The organism is Marivita sp. (assembly GCF_017643905.1).
Taxonomy (GTDB): Bacteria; Pseudomonadota; Alphaproteobacteria; order Rhodobacterales; family Rhodobacteraceae; genus Marivita.
This window is the reverse complement of record NZ_JAEPMO010000034.1, coordinates 14,208-32,484: the sequence shown is the minus strand read 5'-3', so window position 1 is coordinate 32,484 and position 18,277 is coordinate 14,208. Positions and strand designations below refer to the sequence as shown.

The 18,277-nt window shown below is 61.0% G+C and carries 20 protein-coding genes and 1 tRNA gene; 9 read left to right on the top strand and 12 right to left on the bottom strand.

Annotated features, from left to right (window positions below):
* Position 1: 1 nt before the first annotated feature.
* Positions 2-208, top strand: coding sequence for a DNA-formamidopyrimidine glycosylase family protein (locus tag JJ869_RS23140; protein ID WP_366510418.1), 207 nt, complete (start codon positions 2-4; stop codon positions 206-208).
* On the opposite strand, the gene JJ869_RS07440 is transcribed toward JJ869_RS23140, so the two are convergent.
* A complete protein-coding gene (locus tag JJ869_RS07440; RefSeq protein WP_292265692.1) occupies positions 127-1,077 on the bottom strand; it encodes a hypothetical protein in 951 nt (316 codons plus the stop codon). The genes JJ869_RS23140 and JJ869_RS07440 overlap by 82 nt on opposite strands.
* A 125-nt stretch (positions 1,078-1,202) precedes the next feature.
* Here JJ869_RS07440 and JJ869_RS07435 point away from each other — a divergent pair, with 125 nt between their 5' ends.
* From JJ869_RS07435 to lpxK, 5 genes are all read left to right on the top strand, one after another.
* Positions 1,203-1,955: an SDR family oxidoreductase gene (locus JJ869_RS07435; protein WP_292265691.1), complete on the top strand. Its 753-nt coding sequence runs from the start codon at positions 1,203-1,205 to the stop codon at positions 1,953-1,955.
* A complete protein-coding gene (locus tag JJ869_RS07430; RefSeq protein WP_292265690.1) occupies positions 1,952-2,572 on the top strand; it encodes an enoyl-CoA hydratase/isomerase family protein in 621 nt (206 codons plus the stop codon). Before JJ869_RS07435 ends, JJ869_RS07430 begins: the two co-directional genes overlap by 4 nt.
* A gap of 63 nt (positions 2,573-2,635) precedes the next feature.
* Positions 2,636-2,872 carry a DUF4170 domain-containing protein gene (locus JJ869_RS07425; protein WP_292265689.1) on the top strand — a complete coding sequence of 79 codons (237 nt, stop codon included), beginning with the start codon at positions 2,636-2,638 and terminating at the stop codon, positions 2,870-2,872.
* A 4-nt stretch (positions 2,873-2,876) separates the two neighbouring features.
* Positions 2,877-4,103, top strand: coding sequence for a glycosyltransferase N-terminal domain-containing protein (locus JJ869_RS07420; RefSeq protein ID WP_292265688.1), 1,227 nt, complete (start codon positions 2,877-2,879; stop codon positions 4,101-4,103).
* Positions 4,100-5,095 carry a tetraacyldisaccharide 4'-kinase gene (gene lpxK, locus JJ869_RS07415; protein WP_292265687.1) on the top strand — a complete coding sequence of 332 codons (996 nt, stop codon included), beginning with the start codon at positions 4,100-4,102 and terminating at the stop codon, positions 5,093-5,095. Before JJ869_RS07420 ends, lpxK begins: the two co-directional genes overlap by 4 nt.
* Positions 5,096-5,098: 3 nt before the next feature.
* On the opposite strand, the gene JJ869_RS07410 is transcribed toward lpxK, so the two are convergent.
* A complete protein-coding gene (locus JJ869_RS07410) occupies positions 5,099-5,962 on the bottom strand; it encodes an N-formylglutamate amidohydrolase (protein ID WP_292265685.1) in 864 nt (287 codons plus the stop codon).
* A gap of 146 nt (positions 5,963-6,108) precedes the next feature.
* Between JJ869_RS07410 and JJ869_RS07405 the strand changes: the two genes are divergently transcribed.
* Positions 6,109-6,183 (top strand) — tRNA-Val (locus JJ869_RS07405).
* An 82-nt stretch (positions 6,184-6,265) separates the two neighbouring features.
* Positions 6,266-6,391, top strand: coding sequence for a type B 50S ribosomal protein L36 (ykgO, locus tag JJ869_RS07400; RefSeq protein WP_109464916.1), 126 nt, complete (start codon positions 6,266-6,268; stop codon positions 6,389-6,391).
* Positions 6,392-6,521: 130 nt separating this feature from the next.
* Here ykgO and JJ869_RS07395 read toward each other — a convergent pair whose 3' ends face one another.
* Entirely contained in the window at positions 6,522-6,929 is a 408-nt protein-coding gene (locus JJ869_RS07395) for a GFA family protein (RefSeq protein ID WP_292265684.1), read from the bottom strand.
* 196 nt (positions 6,930-7,125) lie between these two features.
* Between JJ869_RS07395 and JJ869_RS07390 the strand changes: the two genes are divergently transcribed.
* Positions 7,126-7,434, top strand: a complete 309-nt coding sequence (locus JJ869_RS07390; protein WP_292265682.1) for a DUF4389 domain-containing protein — start codon at positions 7,126-7,128, stop codon at positions 7,432-7,434.
* A 10-nt stretch (positions 7,435-7,444) separates the two neighbouring features.
* Here the strand turns inward: JJ869_RS07390 and JJ869_RS07385 are convergent, their stop codons facing one another.
* The 9 genes from JJ869_RS07385 to JJ869_RS07345 form a co-directional block, all read right to left on the bottom strand.
* The gene (locus JJ869_RS07385) at positions 7,445-9,109 is read right to left on the bottom strand and encodes a peptidoglycan-binding protein (RefSeq protein ID WP_292265680.1); all 1,665 of its coding nucleotides are present in this window, start codon (positions 9,107-9,109) and stop codon (positions 7,445-7,447) included.
* Between the two features lie 99 nt (positions 9,110-9,208).
* On the bottom strand, positions 9,209-10,381 hold the full coding sequence (locus tag JJ869_RS07380) for an AMP-binding protein (RefSeq protein ID WP_292265694.1): 1,173 nt from the start codon (positions 10,379-10,381) through the stop codon (positions 9,209-9,211).
* Between the two features lie 47 nt (positions 10,382-10,428).
* Positions 10,429-11,253 (bottom strand): ABC transporter ATP-binding protein, encoded by an 825-nt coding sequence (locus JJ869_RS07375; RefSeq protein WP_292265679.1) that lies wholly within the window; start codon positions 11,251-11,253, stop codon positions 10,429-10,431.
* A 72-nt stretch (positions 11,254-11,325) separates the two neighbouring features.
* A complete protein-coding gene (locus JJ869_RS07370) occupies positions 11,326-12,627 on the bottom strand; it encodes an ABC transporter substrate-binding protein (RefSeq protein ID WP_292265678.1) in 1,302 nt (433 codons plus the stop codon).
* Between the two features lie 61 nt (positions 12,628-12,688).
* A complete protein-coding gene (locus JJ869_RS07365) occupies positions 12,689-13,918 on the bottom strand; it encodes a branched-chain amino acid ABC transporter permease (protein ID WP_292265677.1) in 1,230 nt (409 codons plus the stop codon).
* Positions 13,918-14,157 (bottom strand): hypothetical protein, encoded by a 240-nt coding sequence (locus JJ869_RS07360; protein ID WP_292265675.1) that lies wholly within the window; start codon positions 14,155-14,157, stop codon positions 13,918-13,920. The genes JJ869_RS07365 and JJ869_RS07360 overlap by 1 nt, the downstream gene beginning before the upstream one ends.
* A 76-nt stretch (positions 14,158-14,233) precedes the next feature.
* Positions 14,234-15,187, bottom strand: coding sequence for a branched-chain amino acid ABC transporter permease (locus tag JJ869_RS07355; RefSeq protein ID WP_292265674.1), 954 nt, complete (start codon positions 15,185-15,187; stop codon positions 14,234-14,236).
* A gap of 10 nt (positions 15,188-15,197) precedes the next feature.
* The gene (locus JJ869_RS07350) at positions 15,198-16,010 is read right to left on the bottom strand and encodes an ABC transporter ATP-binding protein (protein ID WP_292265671.1); all 813 of its coding nucleotides are present in this window, start codon (positions 16,008-16,010) and stop codon (positions 15,198-15,200) included.
* 136 nt (positions 16,011-16,146) lie between these two features.
* A complete protein-coding gene (locus JJ869_RS07345) occupies positions 16,147-18,111 on the bottom strand; it encodes an AMP-binding protein (RefSeq protein ID WP_292265693.1) in 1,965 nt (654 codons plus the stop codon).
* Positions 18,112-18,277: the final 166 nt, after the last annotated feature.

Genomic DNA, 18,277 nt, shown 5'->3' with positions numbered 1-18,277 from the left:
TATTAAAAAAGTAGAAGTCTGTAGGGATTCAACAGTTGCGTTTCCAACAAACAAAGAAGAATTCATTCAAGGACTGCGGAACTCACTTATTTATAAATGGGATAGAAGAGGAAAATATTTAATAGCTCAATTCATGCTCACATCGACCGGCAACGGAAGTTCCGGTCCGGACAGGCTGAAGGCCTGTTCCGTGGCCCGTACATCATAACGCAGACGCGACGAATCCATCGCGAAGTCCACCCTCACCGACCCGGTGCGTGTGGTCCCTGATGTGGTGCCGGCCTCTTCGGTCGCAGCAAATTGCATTTCACCACCCGTGTATCCCATGGACCCTTCGGCCGAGAAGCCGCCTGCCGCCAGGGATTGCGGATCGTTCGGATCAAAGCCTTCCGGCAGAACCGTCGCGCTGGATACGAAGAGTCCGTCCATCGACCCCGACACCAGCGCCGCATCGTCACTTTCCGGATCGTTGAAGGCAAAATCGTAGCGGGCCGCGGCGGCCTGAACATTTTGGGTCAGGTCCGTACCGCTGGTCGTGACCGCAACGGTGCTGCCCCCAACGTCATCCAGGATGAAGTCGAATCGCGCCTCCTCGCGCGGCACCGGCGTGCCGTCGATCTCGAACTCGGTCAGCGACAAGGACAGCTGCGCCGCGCTGTAGGTGTAGGTCATGTTTCCAGGCTCGCCCGACACCAGAAGTTCAAGACCCTCGTTGCCGTAATCCAACACCATCATGACCGCCTCTTCGCCCTCGGGGGCGGCATCGATCGAAATCGGCATGGACGCCGGAAAGGTCATAGAGACAGTGCCATCGCCGTTTTCGACGAAATCAATGGACTCGATGCTGATTTCGACGGTCGCATTATCTTCCGGCGCATCGAAGCGCATCACGACATCCGTCACATCCAGCCCGTCGCCCGTCGGCGTTTCCGTGGCCGTGACCGAATAGCCAAACCCCTGCAGGGCGGCTTCGAGACCGTTCCACACTTGTGGTGCAGTGACTTCGGCAAAGCCGGGCCCGCCGGAAACGGCAAGGGCCAGCATTGAGCAAGATGAAAAACGAGCAATACGGCGCATGGTGATATCCTAAAAAATCAAATTCCCGCCTCCAACTTCGGACTCCTGATTGAAAGGGTCAAGTGGGTGGACCCCGCGTCACGTCCGAAGTAGCACTGCTGTGAACGGGTAACGGAGGCCATCGCATGACCGATCTAACTGGACGCACAGTTCTTATCACCGGAGCCAGCCGTGGCATCGGGGCCGAAGCTGCGCGGGTTTTCGCCGAAGCGGGCGCGAATGTCGCGCTGGTTGCACGATCCGCCGACAGCATCGCCGATCTCGCCGGTGAAATCGGACAAAAGGCCGTGGCCATTCCCTGCGACATCAGCCGCTACTGGGAAGTGGCGCAGGCGGTCGAAAACTGCGTCACCGCGTTTGGCGGGCTGGACATCCTGATCAACAATGCCGGTGTGATCGAACCCATTGCCCGGATGGACGAAGCGGATCCCGAAGCTTGGGGACAGGTGATCGACATCAACCTCAAAGGCGTGTTCCACGGGATGCGGGCCGCCCTTCCGGTGATGGAGGCTGCAGGTGGCGGGACGGTCCTGACGGTCAGTTCAGGCGCTGCGCATAACCCGATTGAGGCATGGTCGCACTATTGCGCCTCCAAGGCCGGCGCGGCGATGCTGACGCGCAGCCTGCACAAGGAAATGGCCGACAAGGGCATCCGCGCCATAGGTCTGTCGCCGGGCACCGTCGCCACCCAGATGCAGCGCGAGATCAAGGCAAGCGGGATCAACCCGGTGAGCCAGCTGGATTGGTCTGTGCACATCCCGGCGGACTGGCCCGCCAAGGCGCTATTGTGGATGTGCAGCTCCGAGGCGGATGTCTATCTGGGCGAGGAAATCTCGCTCCGGGACAAGGACATCCGCAAGAAGGTGGGATTGGTATGATCGAGGTCCAGAATGACGGCACGCTTTGCGTGCTGACGATCAACCGCCCGGACAAGGCCAATTCGCTGACCGGCGAGATGCTGGAGGCGCTGTGCGTCGGCGTCGAAGAGGCCCGCAGCGCGCGGGCGGTCATTCTGACCGGTGTTGGCAAGGTTTTCTCTGCCGGTGCCGATCTAGAGGCGGCCAAGGCGGGTCTGGCGCTGAGCCCGCTTTGGGAAAGACTGTCGGGGGCCATCGCGCGCCATCCGGGCCTGACCATTGCGGCGCTGAACGGCACGGTTGCCGGGGGTGCGATGGGCATGGTTCTGGCCTGCGACCTGCGGATCGCCGTGCCGGGGACCAAGGTGTTCTACCCGGTGATGAAGCTGGGTTTTCTGCCGCAACCGTCCGACCCGGCGCGCCTGTCGGCCCTTGTCGGACCCTCGCGCGCCAAGATGATCCTGATGGCCGGACAGAAGATCCCGATCGAGGATGCGCTGACATGGGGCCTCATTGACGAGATCACAGAGCCTGACGCGCTCATCGACCGCGCCAAAGCCCTGACCGAGGATGTCTGTGGCGCAACCGCCGAGCATGCCCGCGCCATCAAAGGCCTGATCGCGCAGCGTTTGCCCTAATCACCTTGACCCTCATCTCCAGCTTCTTACGTTGGCCGCACCGCAGCAAGGAAGGAACACCGCATGGCCCAGCATCTGCACATCGTCTTTGGCGGAGAACTGGTGACACCGTCGGAAAACGTGTTCAAAGACCCGAAGGCCATCCATATCGTCGGGATTTTCGCTGATCGCAAATCAGCCTACGACGCCTGGAAAACCGAAGCGCAGCGCACCGTGGACAATGCACATATGCGCTATTTCCTTGGGGATCTGCAGCAGTTGATGGACGCCAGCACACAAGCGCCCGAGGCACAGGACTGACCATTTGGCGCGCAGGCCGTTCAGTCTGACCGCCTATCTGGCGCTGGCGCGGGGGTCGGACCGACTGACCGCTGACGCCACGCATTGGCCCGCGCGCCCGACCGGACCGGTTCTCTGGCTGCACAGCGACACGCGCACACGGCTTGAGACCTTGCTGACCCTCATCAAGCGCCTGCGGTTGCAGCGCGAGGATTTTTCCCTGTTGCTCACCTGCGACTCGATCCCGACCGAAGGATTGTCGATCGAAGGGTATAGTGTTGGCCCGCCGCCTGCCGAAACCCTGAGTGATGTCCACCGGTTTCTGGACCATTGGCGGCCCAATATCCTTGTCTGGGCGGGCAACGGCCTGCGCCCCGCGCTGATCCACGAGGCGGCGATGTCGGGCGCACATCTGCTGTTGAGCGACGCGGCCGATGCGCCTTGGCGGCAGCCATCAAAACGGTTTCTGCCCGACGCCTCTGCGGGCACGCTGAGCCTGTTTCACAGCATCCTCGCGCAGGACAAGAAAGCCGCCATGCGGATGCGGCGGCTTGGGGTGACGGATGACCGGATCGAGGTCGCCTCCCCGCTTGAGCCGGAAGTCTTTCCCCTGTCGAGCCATGACGGTCTGCACGAGGAACTCACCGCCCTTCTGGCGGGCCGACCGGTGTGGCTGGGTGCCTATATCCAGCGCGACGAGGCGGATGCCGTTCTGCGGGCGCACCGCCGCGCAGCCCGTCTGGCGCACCGCCTGTTGTTGGTCGTGGTGCCTGCGAACCCCGAAGACGAAACTTTCATCGCCGAACATTGCCAGGAGATCGGTCTGCGTCTCGCGCGCTGGGAGAACGGCGACATGCCGGATGAGAACACGCAGGTTCTTCTTGCCGGCGACGACAGTGAACTGGGTCTCTGGTATCGGCTGGCACCGCTTTGTTTTCTTGGCGGTTCGCTTGCTGGCAAAACGGGGGGGCAATCCCCGATGATGGCTGCGGCCCTGGGCTCCGCCATCCTGTATGGCCCGAATGTCGGTCGTCATCTGGATTCCTATTCCCGGCTGGTGGCCGCTGGCGCGGCTCGGATCGTCAAGGACATGGAATCGCTCAGCGCCGCCGTGTCGCACCTGATCGCGCCGGACCGTGCGGCGGCGATGGCGCATGCGGGCTGGAACGTGGTGTCCGCCGGAGCCGAGACAGCCGATCTGATCCTCGTGCAGATCAACGAATGGCTCGATGCGCTGGAGGGGGCTCGATGAAACCTCCCGCGTTCTGGGATGCGCCGCCCGACCGCCCCGGTCTCTGGCCCCGGCTTCTTGCACCGCTGGGTGCACTTTACGCAGCGGCGACCGCGCGGCGGTTGCAGCGCGGCACGCCGCTGCGCCTCGGGATTCCCGTGATCTGCGTCGGCAACGTCAACGCGGGCGGCACGGGCAAGACACCAACGGTGATCGCGCTGATGCAGATGCTGTCGGATATGGGCAAGACCGCGCATGTGGTGTCACGCGGCTTCGGGGGCTCGCTGGAAGGTCCTGTGCAGGTCGATCCGCGCCGCCATACGGCAGAGGAGGTCGGCGACGAGCCGCTGCTTGTGGCGGCCTTCGGCACCGTCTGGGTGTCCAAGGACCGGGCGCTTGGTGCGCAGGCCGCCAAGGCCGCAGGAGCAGAGGTGATCCTGCTGGATGACGGGCTGCAGAACCCCAGCCTTGCCAAGGACCTGTCGCTGATCGTGGTCGATGCCACACGGGGTTTCGGCAACGGACGCTGCATTCCGGCAGGTCCGTTGCGTGAACCGGTCGCGGCTGCGATGGCACGCGCGGATCTGGTGCTGTCCATCGGGTCGGACGAAGCCCAACAGAGTTTCGCCAGAACGTGGCAGTCGCAGATCTCCCTGCCCCATCTGACCGGGCACTTGATACCTCTGCAAACCGGGATGGATTGGGAGGGACTGCGCTGTCTGGCCTTTGCCGGAATTGGCCATCCGGAAAAGTTCTTCCGCACCTTGCGCGACCTTGGGGTGGAATTGGTCGAGAGCCGCGCACTGGACGACCATCAGCCGCTGACAAACGCGCTTCTGGCACGGCTGGAGAAAGACGCACAAACCGCCCGCGCGCAATTGGTGACAACAGAAAAAGACGCGGTGCGCCTGCCACAAAGCTACCGGATGAAGGTGCTCACGGTTCCGGTCCGGTTGGTACTTCCGGACAACAACACGGTGCTGAAAGACACGCTGAGCAAGCTGTTTGCCTGAGACTTATTCCGCCGCGAGCGGCATGTCCTTGGCCTGACCCGTGGCGGCGATCTCGGCGATGACGCTGCGCAGAAGCTTGCGGAAGTTGTGGAAATTCGCATTCGGCCGAATCGTGCGCTCGTCCATGTAGATGGACCGGTCGATCTCGATCTGGACGGCGTGCTGGTTGCGCGAGGGGCGGCCATAGGCCTGTGTGATATAGGCCCCGGCAAAAGGTGTATTGCGGGCGACGACCAGCCCTGCGTCGGTAAACGCCGCTTCGATCTGGTCCACCACCGTTTGGCTGGCAGAGGCCCCAAACCGGTCACCCAACACGATCTGCGGTCGCCGTGCCGTGGATTTGGCGACACCGTCCAACGCCTCGCGCGGCATCGAATGGCAGTCGACAAGAATCGCCTCGCCAAAGCGGGTATGGGCCTGCTGCATCAGCTTGCGCAACTGGTCGTGATAGGGATGCCAGAACTGCGCGATGCGGCGTTCCGCCTCGGCCAGCGGCAGCTTGCCCTGATAGATCGGGCGACCATTGGCCACGACGCGCGGCACAACTCCCAGACCCGAGGCAACGCGCGGGTTGTGGGTCTGACGACGCACCCCTTCGATCAGCGCGGGGTCAAGTTCTTCGGCAGAACGGTTGAGGTCGATATACGCACGCGGTGCACCGGCCTTGATGAAAGGCGCGCCGAATTGCGGGGCACAATCGAACAGGCGATCGACAAACGCATCCTCCGAAGACCGGATCGTCACTTCGTCAAGAACGGTGTATCGCAGGAAGGTCCAGCTGTAGTCCCGCCCGGAATGCGGCGATGCAAACACCACCCGCGAGGTGTGCGCTTCCGGCTGAACGAGGTGGTACGCGACTTTGGGCATAAGCTCTCCCTATGTACCATACATAGACCGATTTTTTCTGTGACCAAAGCCCTTGATCCCCGCTACGACTCCTTTTATAGACCGCTCCACCGGCGCGGCTTCACGCGCCCCTTTTATTTGGGGTACGTGAATCGGGTCGGTTCAAAGGGCGATTAGCTCAGTGGTAGAGCACTTCGTTGACATCGAAGGGGTCACAAGTTCGAACCTTGTATCGCCCACCATTGAATTCGCCGTCTCGGGCTTCGGCTCGGGGCACCCGCAACCACCAAGGCGCTCGCGCGCCGCGATAAGAGGAGAGACCCGATGAAGGTCAAGAACTCGCTTCGTTCGCTGAAGAACCGCCATCGCGACTGCCGCGTTGTGCGCCGTAAAGGCCGCGTCTACGTGATCAACAAGACGCAGCGTCGGTACAAAGCCCGTCAGGGCTGAGCGGACCCGCAGATTTTGCGAAAAAGCCATCCTTCGGGATGGTTTTTTTGTTTGTGTTGGATGGTTTCAAGACCCAAGCCTCTGCGCAGTGCCGAAGGATGCGACGGTTTTGGGGCCTGACTTTGGAACCTCAGCCCGGAAGCCCGCTGAATTCCGCCACATCTGCCAGATCGCAATCCCAGCCTGCCCGGCTGGAGACGCATATATGCGCGTCGGGTCGCAGGCTTACAGGCGTGTCCAACGACCCGGCCGGCACGACAAGCATATTCCCGCTCGGGGACGCATATGGCAGCGCCGAACCGCATGTTGCACAAAAACTTTTCACGTGCCGCGTGCCGGGCAGGTGAAAGATGCGGATCTGATCCTCACCTGTCAGCCAATCCAAAGTGGCTGTGTTTGCGAACAGATTTGCCGAATGGGCCGATCCGCTGTCCTTGCGGCAGCGGCTGCAGTGGCACAGAAAGAAGCTGTCGAATGCGCCGGAGATGCGGAATTTGACGGCTCCGCACAGACATTGACCGTTTGCCCGCTGGTCCATTCTCTGTCTCCCTTAGGTCCTGGCCATCCTACGCCGGTCGTCGTGACCGCATGAGCCTGCCTAGTCCCGCGCCACAGAGAGGTCAAACAAGGGACCGGTGGACCCGCGACACCCGAAGTTCTGGGCAAAGCGGGTTGGCGCAGAACGCGGAACATGCATACAGTTGTCCCGACACCGACACGAAAGGACCGCCGAAGTGCCCGCCTCTGACGAAGACAAGGTTGCCGGCCGTCTGCACGGCGAACAGCTTGAGCCGGAGAACACCGACGGCCTGCTGGAGCGGCTGATCTACATGATCCTGATCGCGATCATGATCTCGGTCGCGCAGACGGTGCTGGGTGTCATGACTGTGATCCAGTTCGTCATCATGCTGGTCAGCAACAAGCAGCCCAATGAACGGCTGTCCGAATTTGGCACCGACCTTGGCATCTGGATCGCCAAGGCCGCGCGTTACCAGACGGCGGCAAGCAACGTGAAACCGTGGCCGTGGACCGAGCTCGACTGATCCCGCGCGGTTAGCGCAGGATCGAATCCGCCATCAGTCGCACCACGGTGGCTTGATCCAGATACCCCGAAACCCGCAGATTGCGCGCGTCCTGATAGCGGCGGATCGCCCGGCGGGCCTCCTCGTCGAACGTGCCATCGACAGTCCCCGGCTGCAGCCCCAACTCGGCCAGACGTGCTTCGGCCAGACGGCGGGCGGTGTCGTTCAGACCCAAAGCCGCTTCATCCGCCTGTGCCCGCTCCTGCAAGGCAATCTGTTCGGCATTGTTCTGGAAATACTCGATCCGCGCCCGCGCCTCTTCGACGAAGGCACCGGTGGGCCGCTCCGCCAGATAGGCGCGATATCCCGCCTCGGTGTCGGTCTGGCGCGCGATCTGCCAGCGTCGGCGATCCTCACCTTCGGCCTGTGAGCGGCGCCGTTCTTCGATAGCATCCAATCTGCCTTGCGCTTCCTCGGCATAGATCCCGTCAGGGAACCGCTTGAGATAAGCGCGAAAGCCCGCCTCATCGCCCCGCGCGCCGGTTTCGGACCAGAACGTGCGGTCCTGCCGTTCCAGTTGTGCCTGCCTCTGACGCGCCTCTTCCTCAAGCTCGGCCGCTCGGCGCTCGGCCTGCGCATCCAGCCGCGCGATCTGATCTGCATCCAGATAGCCGGACGCGGACAAATTGTTCGCGTTCTGCCATGCCGTCACGGCCCCGCGCGTGCCGCGTCCGAAGATACCGTCAATGCCCCGCGTGTTATACCCCAAGAGCGACAGATCGCGTTGAATCTCGCGACGGGCATCGCGGGACAGTGCCAGATTTTCTTCGGTCTGTTTCTCGCGGAAGAACGGCTCGGACCGGATGGCCGTCAGGCGTTGCCGCGCCTCTGCCGCATTCTGACCTTCGGGAAAGGCAGCAAGGTAAGTGTCGTACCCCGCTTCGGTGTTTGCCGAGACCGCCTTCTCCCACGCGGCCAGATCTGCGGCCTCGCGGGCTTGGGTGTTTCTGTCCGGGCTGATCTGCGGCAGGGTGTTGTCGGTCCCGGCAAAAAGCGACAATTCACGGGGGACAAAGCCCAAGAGGCTCAATCCGGCTTCACGTGCCAAAGGCAGGACATCTTCGCCCGTCGCGTCGGACAAGCGATCGGCAAAACGGGCGGCATTCCCAGCGGGTCCGATGGCAAGGGTCACACCCTGCGGAATGTCCTGAAACGGCAGGTCCACCGACACCCCTGCACGCATATCGTCTTCGCCTTCCACCTCGCCCAGAACGATCAGCGCACGGCCGGGATATTCGGCCGCGACCGCGTAAATGGCATCAAGCGGAAACCCGTCAGCGACGACAGCGGCAAGGGACAGGCGCTCCATCCCCGCAGGAAGCAAGTAGGTGCCCGCGATGGTCGACACGAACTGCCCGGTCAGGACGATCCCCACATCGTCGGTTGTCGCGTCCAGCCCGTCGGCAAAGGCGCGAAAGGCGGAGCGCATCGCTTCCGCATCGGCACCCGTTGCAAGGCTCACCTCTGCGCCGCGCTCCTCGAACGCCGACCGCAAGCCCGCCAAGTCACCGCTACCAGTAAGGCGCTGCACCATGCCCGGAGCGCTGTTGCCGATGATCAGAAGATCACTGCTTTGCGCGAGGCCCGGCGAGGCCAGAACAAGAGCTGCCGAAATCGAAAACGCGAGTCGTTTCATGGATGGTCCTCCGTCATGTTGGAAGACTAACGCACGAAACCCAAAAGTTATCCAATATCGCCGCGTTTTTCTGGCGGGGGATATCCCCGCCCGTGCCGATCAATCGTAGCTGCGCACGTCTTCGATCACCAATCCGTCGCGCGGCAACGCCCCCGGCGGCACCAGTTCGACCCGGCCCTTGAGCTTGAGCGTTTCGACGATGCTCGTCTCGAAGCGTGTCGCATCATTGGCCGCGGTTTCAATCCGGACAGTCATCACATCCATCTCACCATCGCGGCTTGCGACAACACGGGCGCGGTCGATCTCGGCATGTTTCGCGACCAAGGCGGCAACCTGTTCGGGGCGCACGAACATCCCCTTGATCTTGGTGGTCTGGTCGGCACGACCCATCCAGCCCTTGATGCGGGTGTTGGTGCGCCCGCAGGGGCTTTGACCGGGGAGGATCGCGCTCATATCCCCGGTGGCAAACCGGACCAGCGGGTAATCGGGGTTCAGCGACGTCACCAGAACTTCGCCGACCTCGCCGTCCGCCACCGGGTCACCGGTGCCGGGGGTGACGATTTCGACGATCACACCTTCATCAAGGATCATGCCCTCCATCGCCGCGGTCTCGTAGGCGATATGTCCCACATCGGCGGTGGCATAGCACTGAAGACAGGAAATGCCGCGATCCTTGTACCACGCGCGCAGCGACGGGAAGAGCGCACCGCCGGATACGGCCGCTTTGACGATGCCAAGCTGAACGCCCATGTCGTCGGCTTTTTCGAGGATCACTTTGAGGTAATCGGGCGTGCCCGCGTACGCGGTGACACCCACATCATGTGCCGCCTGAACCTGCAATTCGGTCTGGCCTGTACCCGCGGGCAGGACCACAGCGCCAACGGTGCGGGCACCGTTTTCAAAGATCATACCCGCCGGGGTCAGGTGATAGCCAAAACAGTTCTGCACGATATCCGTTGTGCCGAAACCCGCCGCATGCAGGAAGCGGCCCATGCGCCACCAGTCGCGGGTCACACCACCGGGTTCATAGATCGGCCCCGGTGACTGGAAGATATGCGCAAGGTTGGATACGGGCAAACCACCGAACGGTGGCTTCTCCTTTTGACGCTGGCTCAGGTCGGACTTGCGCAGCACGGGCAGAGAGGCAAGCTCTGACAGATCGCCAAGCGGGTTGAACCCATGCGCCGGCAGCAGCGCATTCAGCGCCTCAAGCTGGTCCGCTGCTCGGTGATCCGGGCTGCGGGTTTCCAATTCGTCGAAATGGGTGCTCATGGCATCAAAGCCTTGTTTGGTCAGTTCTTGGTTCACTTTTGGTCGCCTTAGGCCAGCCAGCGCTTGCGGCGGCGATAGCTGCGGACATCGCGGAAGGACTTGCGGCCGTCATCCGAAACCCCGAGGTAGAACTCCTTGACGTCCGGGTTCTCACGCAACTCGGCGGCGGGGCCGTCCATCACAACGCGCCCGTTTTCAAGGATGTAACCGTAATGCGCATAGCGCAGGGCCACGTTGGTGTTCTGTTCGGCCAGAAGGAAGGACACGCCTTCATTCTCGTTCACCGACTTCACGATCTCGAAGATCTGTTCGACCAGCTGCGGCGCAAGGCCCATCGACGGCTCATCCAACAGGATCGTCTGCGGGCGCGACATCAGCGCACGGCCAATTGCGGTCATCTGTTGTTCACCGCCCGAGGTGTAGCCAGCCTGCGATTTGCGGCGCTCCTTGAGGCGGGGGAAATAGTCGTAGACCATCTGAAGGTCGGCTTCGATAGCACCTTTGCCATCCTTGCGGGTATAGGCCCCGGTCAGCAGGTTTTCCTCGACCGTGAGGTGGCCGAAACAATGCCGGCCCTCCATCACCTGGATCACGCCGCGTTTGACCAGTGCGGCAGGGTCGAGATCCTGCACACGTTCGCCCTGGTAGATGATCGAGCCTTTGGTGACCTCACCGCGCTCAGAATGCAGCAGGTTGGAGATTGCCTTGAGCGTGGTTGTCTTGCCCGCGCCATTGCCACCGAGAAGCGCGGTAATGCCGCCTTTTTTTACGGTCAGGCTCACACCTTTCAGAACGAGGATCACGTGATTGTAGATCACCTCGATATTGTTGACCTCAAGCAGGGTCTCGTCTGTGCGTGCGGCGTCCAGCATGATTTTACCAAGTGATAAAATTTCAGGGAAACCACCGGCGACGCGTGTCGCCGCCGGTGGCAAAGCGTGGCCTTAGTTGGTGGCCGAGCACTCTTCGTTCATCGCCCAAGGCGCATTCGAGGTGGCGTATTCCGCCGCTGAAGACTGGATCAGATCCGCATAGCCATCGACATTCGGCTTAAGCAGGTCAGACGCTTTGACGAACTTAGCGCCATCCCATTCGAGCATCCAGCCGCCCGAATGACCGGTGTGGTTGCCGCAGGAGGTCGAGAACGGCGGCACCATGCCTTCCAGGCCCAGCTCGACAATCCGCTCGTTGGTCAGGTTGATGTTTTCCAGACCCCAACGCAGCTGTGTCGCGTCGATCTGGCCTGTGCCGAAGTTCTCCTGAGCATTCTTGATGCCTTCGGCAAGGATTGCCGACATCACGAGACCACGACCGTAGAACACGCCCTGCATCTCTTCTTCGTTGGACTGACTCAGCCCTTTGTCGAAGACCATTTCCTTGACCTGCTTCATCACAGGCGCATCAGGGTTCGGGAAAGACCAGGAAATCGACTTGTAGCCTTTGCCGTCGTCACCAACGAGCTTGAGGTCAGCATCGTGACCAGCCCACCAGACGCCGATGAAGTTTTCCATCGGGAACTTGGTCTTGACGGCTTCGGTGATGGCACCGGCGTTCATCGCACCCCAGCCCCACATCACGACATAGTCCGGGCGTTCACGGCGGATCTGCAGCCACTGGGCCGACTGGTTCTGCATTTCCTTCAGACCAACCGGGATCGGCAGAAGCTCGAACCCTTTGCCTGCGGCATGCATTTCCAGAACCGGAAGCGGTTCCTTGCCGAACGGGTGGTCAAGATGCAGGAACGCGATCTTCTTGCCGCTGAGAGATCCACCCTCGCCTTCGAGGTACTGGATGATCATGTCCGCCGCATCCCAATACCCGGCAGGCATGTTGAACGCCCACTGGAACACCTTGCCATCCGCCATCGGCGAGAAGCCGTAGCCCGGCGCAAGGATCGGGATTTCGTCCACGTTGGTCTTCGGCAGAACCTGAAGCGTGATACCTGTGGACCAGGGCTGGGTCACGATGGCCGTGCCTTTGGTCTTTTCGTAGCATTCCACACCTTTTTCGGTGGAATAGCCGGTCTCACATTCTTCAGCGTTGATCAGAACGCCACCAACACCGCCGTCCCGCTCGTTGAGCAGCGCCATGTAGTCGGCCTGACCGTTCATCAGCGGAATACCCGTCGCCGCAAAGGGGCCGGTCCGGTAGGCAAGGTTCGGCGTGTAGAGTTCCTGCGCAATCGCCGCCGTGCCCAGCACGGTGCCCAGCGCAGCCGCCGTTGCCAGTTTGGTAAAGTGTTTCATGGTTGTCCTCCCATTGGAACTGTCATGTTTGATTTGGTTCTTGGTCTTGGGCCTCCCCGCGTCAGTGCGGGAATGGCCAGATAATCAGTTTTTCACGGATCAGGCGCCAAAGCTGGTTCAGACCGTGCGGCTCGATAATCAGGAAGAAGATGATCAATGCCCCGATGATCATCACGTTGATATGCTCGATCAAAGCTGAGTCGATGCGGAACCCCTGTGTCTGGGCGTAGCCATAGATTAGCGTCAGAACGACAAACCCGATCACCGCGCCGATGCCCCATCCATTGCGCGCCACCCAGAACAGGAAGCCAACCGCCGCTGCCAGTGCAATGGCGAGAATGGCGCTGATGCCGGACATCTCGAACACCTGCGTGCCCGCGATCACGTTGAGCACCACAGGCAAACCGACAATCAGGATGGCGCCAAGGTAATTGCCCATGATCGACCCAAGTCCACCGATGATGGCGATGAACAACACCTGGAACGACAGCGGAATGTCGAACACGTTGGGTTCTGCCGCGCCCTTCCACATGAAGACATAAAGCGCACCTGAGACCCCCACGACATAGGACGACACGGCAAAGGCGGTCAGCTTGGACTTCATCAGGTTGATGCCGATCAGCTCCGCCGCGATGTCCATGTCGCGCGTCGCCTTCCACGTCCGCCCCAGATTGCCCCGCGTCAGGTTGATGCAGAGCAGCGTGAGCAACGAGACCACGAAGAGCACGATGTAATATTCGGTGACGGACGCCGCCTGAGGGCCGGTGATGAACATCCCGAACATTTCAAGGTTCGGCACCTGGATCGCGCCCGAGGCGTTGTAATTGTAAAGCCACGCCCATTTCTCGAACAACCAGACGAGGAAGAACTGCGCCGCAAGCGTCGCGATCGCGAGGTAAAAGCCCTTGATCCGCAGGCTGGGAATGCCGAACGCGACCCCGATGCCTGCGCTGAACACCCCCGACAAAAGGATCGCGACAATCGGGTTCATCCACGGAAACAGCGTGACCATCTTGTAGCAGGCATAGGCGCCAACACCCATGAACGCCCCCGTGCCAAGGCTGAGCTGCCCGGCAAACCCGGTGAGAATGTTCAGCCCCATCGCGGCCAGCGCATAGATCAGGATCGGGATCAGCAGCGTCTGAAAGGTGAATTCTGATGCGGTCAGAGGGAACACCACCCAGGCAAGGATAAGAATGATCCCCAGCAGAAACGCGTCCTGCTTGACCGGGAACAGGGCCTGATCGGCGTTGTAGCTCGTCTTGAATTGGCCAGCCGTGCGGTAGAGCATCAGGCGGTCTCCTCTTCATGGATCGCAGCACGGTTGCGCGGTTTGGCATATCCGGTGACTTCGGAATGGCGGATCAGCCACAAATAGGCCCACAACCCTGCGGCCCCTCCGATGGCAGCCAAAAGGATCGCAACCACTGTCTGCGATCCCGCATCGGACCCGCTGGACAGCGCGAGGTAACCAAAAGCCCAGAACCCGGACCAGGCGATGACGTTCAGAACTGCGATCAGCTTTGCCATATGAATGTACCTTCGATCTTTCCGTAGGCCGGGCCTTGGCCCGGCATCCCCTGCGAACAGCGCGCCCCGCGCTGCGCTAGACCCGTTCGATGATCCGTTCTCCGAACAGACCCTGCGGACGGAAGAGCAGCACGATAAGGGCCAGCACGAAAGCGAACCATGTCTCGGTGTTGCCACCCAGCAGCGGCTGGCCCCAGTAAATCTCGAACAGTTTTTCCAGAATGCCGATCATCAACCCGCCGACGATCGCCCCTGTGATGGATTCAAGACCACCCAGCATCAGAACCGGCAGCGCCTTGTAGGCGATCACCTCGAGCGCAAAGCTGACACCGGCGCGCGCGCCCCAGGCGATGCCTGTCACCAGCGCGATGATGCCTGCGATGAACCAGACCAGCACCCAGATCGTCTGCAGGCTGATCCCCACCGACAGCGCCGCCTGGTGATCGTCGCCCAGCGCGCGGATGGCGCGGCCCATTTGGGTGTAGTTGAGGAAAGCCAGGAGCGCGAGCACCAGAAGCGTCGCCACGACCACCACGGTGATGTCGAGATGCTGCAGGATCAGCAGGCCGCCAAAGGGTTCGAGAACGGTGTCACCCGTCGGGATGCCCAGTTCCTCGGTGATCATGACCTTGTTTTCACCGCCGAAAATCGTCTCACCAAACCCGATGAGGAACAGCGTGATCCCGATGGTCGCCATGAAAAGGATGATGTCAGGCTGGCCTACCAGAGGCCGCAGCACCACCCGTTCGATGGCCACCGCCAGCACGAACATGACACCCAGCGTCAGACCGACGCTGATCCAGGCCGGGATGCCCATGGCAAAAAGCCCCACCAGGGTCAGCGCGGCAAACACCACCATGATGCCTTGGGCGAAGTTGAAGATGCGGCTCGACCGAAAGATCAGCACGAAGCCCAGCGCGATCAGCGCATAGAGAATGCCCGAAACCAGCCCTTCCCAAAGCACCTGCATCAGGAAGTCCGGTGCGGAAATCATATCCGAGAAGGGCGCGATGAAAATGTCGTTCAGCATGTCTGCTCCCTCAATGCGGCACGCCAAGATAGGCGTCGATCACATCCTGATTGTTGCGCACCTCGTCTGGGGTGCCGTCGCCGATCTTCTTGCCGTAATCCATGACGACCACGCGGTCGGAAAGGTCCATCACGACCCCCATGTCATGTTCGATCAGGCAGATCGTCGTGCCGAATTCGTCGTTCACGTCGAGGATGAAGCGGCTCATGTCCTCTTTCTCTTCGACGTTCATGCCGGCCATCGGTTCATCCAGCAGCAAAAGCGACGGCTCTGCCGCCAGCGCACGCGCCAGTTCGACACGCTTCTTGAGGCCGTAGGGCAGTCGGCCCACCGGCGTCTTGCGGATGTTCTGGATCTCGAGGAAGTCGATCACCCGCTCCACCTTTTCGCGGTTCTCCATTTCCTCGTCCCGCGCCTTGCCCCACCAAAGCGCTTGCGACGCGATCCCGGCGTTCATGTGGGTCAAACGTCCGGTCATGACGTTGTCGAGCACCGTCATCCCTTCGAAGAGCGCAATGTTCTGGAAGGTCCGCGCCACACCCTGCCGGGCCACCTCAAACGGCTTCATTGGCGGGCGCTTGGCGCCCTGGTACCAGACCTCGCCTTCCGAGGGCGTGTAGAAGCCCGAGATGACGTTGAGCATGGACGATTTGCCCGCGCCGTTGGGACCGATGATGGCGCGCACTTCGCCTTCACGGATGTCAAAGCTGATGTCCTGAATGGCCACCACACCGCCAAAACGCAGGGTGATGTTGCGCATTTCCATGAGCGTGCCGCCGATCTGACGCCCGTCTGCAGTGACGTATCCTTCGGTGTCTTTCATTGCGCCCTTCCCCCGGCATGTGCCGCGTGGCTCCATGATTTCTTAAGGTTATTCGAGAATCTTCGTACGAAGATTCTCGGGCCCGCCCATGAAATTCTGGGGGCGTTGGCACCGGATTGCGCTGCAAACCGGGCCATCATTCCGCTGCCATCCGCTGCGGTGTGGCCGGGACGACCTTGGCGTCACGGATTTCCAGCGTCGCCTTGATCTTGCCCTTGCGCCCGTCCTCATAGGTGACTTCCGTTTCGGTGTAGACCGAGGTTGACCCGTCGTACAAAGCGGTCACAAGGTCTTCGAACTTCTCACCGATGATCTTGCGACGCACCTTCCGCGTGCGGGTCAGTTCGCCGTCATCCGCATCCAGCTCCTTGTGCAGCACAAGGAAGCGGTGCACCTGGCATCCCGAAAGCATCTCGTCCTGCGCGACACTCGCGTTGACCTCTTCGATATGCGCTTGAATAGTATCGAGCACCTGCTTGTGCCCCGCGAGCTCCTGATAGGACGCGTAGGCGATGTTGTTGCGCTCCGCCCAGTTGCCAACCGCCGTCAGGTCGATGTTGATGAAGGCACAGCAGCGATCGCGCCCTGCGCCGAACACGACAGCTTCGAGAATGTTTGGATAGAACTTGAGCTTGTTCTCCACATATTTCGGCGCGAACATCGCACCATCTGCCATAGCGCCCACATCCTTGGCGCGGTCGATGATGCGCAGATGGCCGGTGGCTTCTTCGATGAAGCCCGCATCGCCCGTGGCCACCCAGCCTTCGGCGTCCTTGGTATCCGCCGTCGACTCCGCGTTCTTGTAGTATTCCACAAACACGCCCGGCGAGCGGTAGAACACCTCGCCATTCTCGGCGATGCGGATCTCCACACCCGGCGATGGCACACCCACTGTGTCCGACCGCACTTCGCCGTCGGGCTGTTGAGTGATGAAGACCGACGCCTCGGTCTGACCATAAAGCTGTTTCAGGTTGATGCCCAAAGAGCGATAGAAATCAAAGATTTCCGGACCGATCGCCTCGCCTGCCGTATAGCCGACGCGCACATTCGAAAAGCCCAACGCGTTCTTCAACGGCCCGTAGACCATCACCTCGCCCAGCTTGTATTTCAGCCAGTCAAGCGTGCTAACCTCATGCCCATCAAGAATGGCCGGACCCACCTTGCGGGCATGCGCCATGAAATAGTCGAACGTCTTTTTCTTGAACGCCCCCGCATCCTCCATCCGGATCATGATCTGCGTCAGCTGCGTCTCGAAGACACGTGGCGGGGCGAAATAATAGGACGGCGCGATCTCGCGCAGGTCCGTCATCATGGTCTCCGGGCTTTCCGGACAGTTCACGCAGAAGCCCGTCCAATAGGCCTGCCCGATGGAGAAGATGAAATCGCCAACCCAAGCCATCGGCAGATAGGCCAGCACCTCGTCATCGGCCCGCAGGTGATCGAATTCCGATGACGCTTTTGCGGTCTCGATGATGTTGCGGTTCGACAGCACCACACCCTTGGGCTTGCCGGTCGTGCCTGAGGTGTACAGCATCACGCAGGTGCTGTCGTAAACCAGCTTGGCGGTCCGGGCCTGAAGCTCCTTGATGTATTCATCATGGGCGGCGCGACCCTGATCCTGCACATGGCTGAACTGATGCAGCCGGGTATGGTCGTATTTCCGCAAGCCGCGCGGATCGAGATAGATCATGTGTTCGAACTGGTGCAGGCGGTCCTGCACCTCGATCACCTTGTCCACCTGCTCCTGATCGCTGACGATGGCAAAGCGCGCACCGCAATGGTCAAGTACGTATTCCATCTCTTCGGCCACCGCGTCCTGATAGAGCGGAACCGGGATCGCGCCCACGGATTGCGCGGCAACCATCGACCAATAGAGATATGGACGGTTGCGCCCGATGATGGCGATGAAATCGCCCTCGTTCACGCCAAGGTTCAAGAGACCCAGTGCAAGCGCCTCGACCTCCTTGGCGGTCTCGGCCCAGGTCCAGCTTTGCCAAATGCCATATTCCTTTTCGCGATAGGCGGGCGAGCCGCCAAACTGCGAAGCGTTGCGCGTCAATAACGCCGGAACAGAGCGCAGACCCTCTGCGCCCATGGTCATATGTGCCAAAACTTTTCCTCCCGTTGCCCGGGTAATTCCCCGAACCGTTCGCTTTTCGCGACTCTGTCTCAAGATTGGACAAAAGGAAGTGTGGGGGTCAACTTTTTCCTGAAGTTTTCTCAATCCTTACGAATTGTAACCGGCGCTTCGTCACGCTTGACATGGG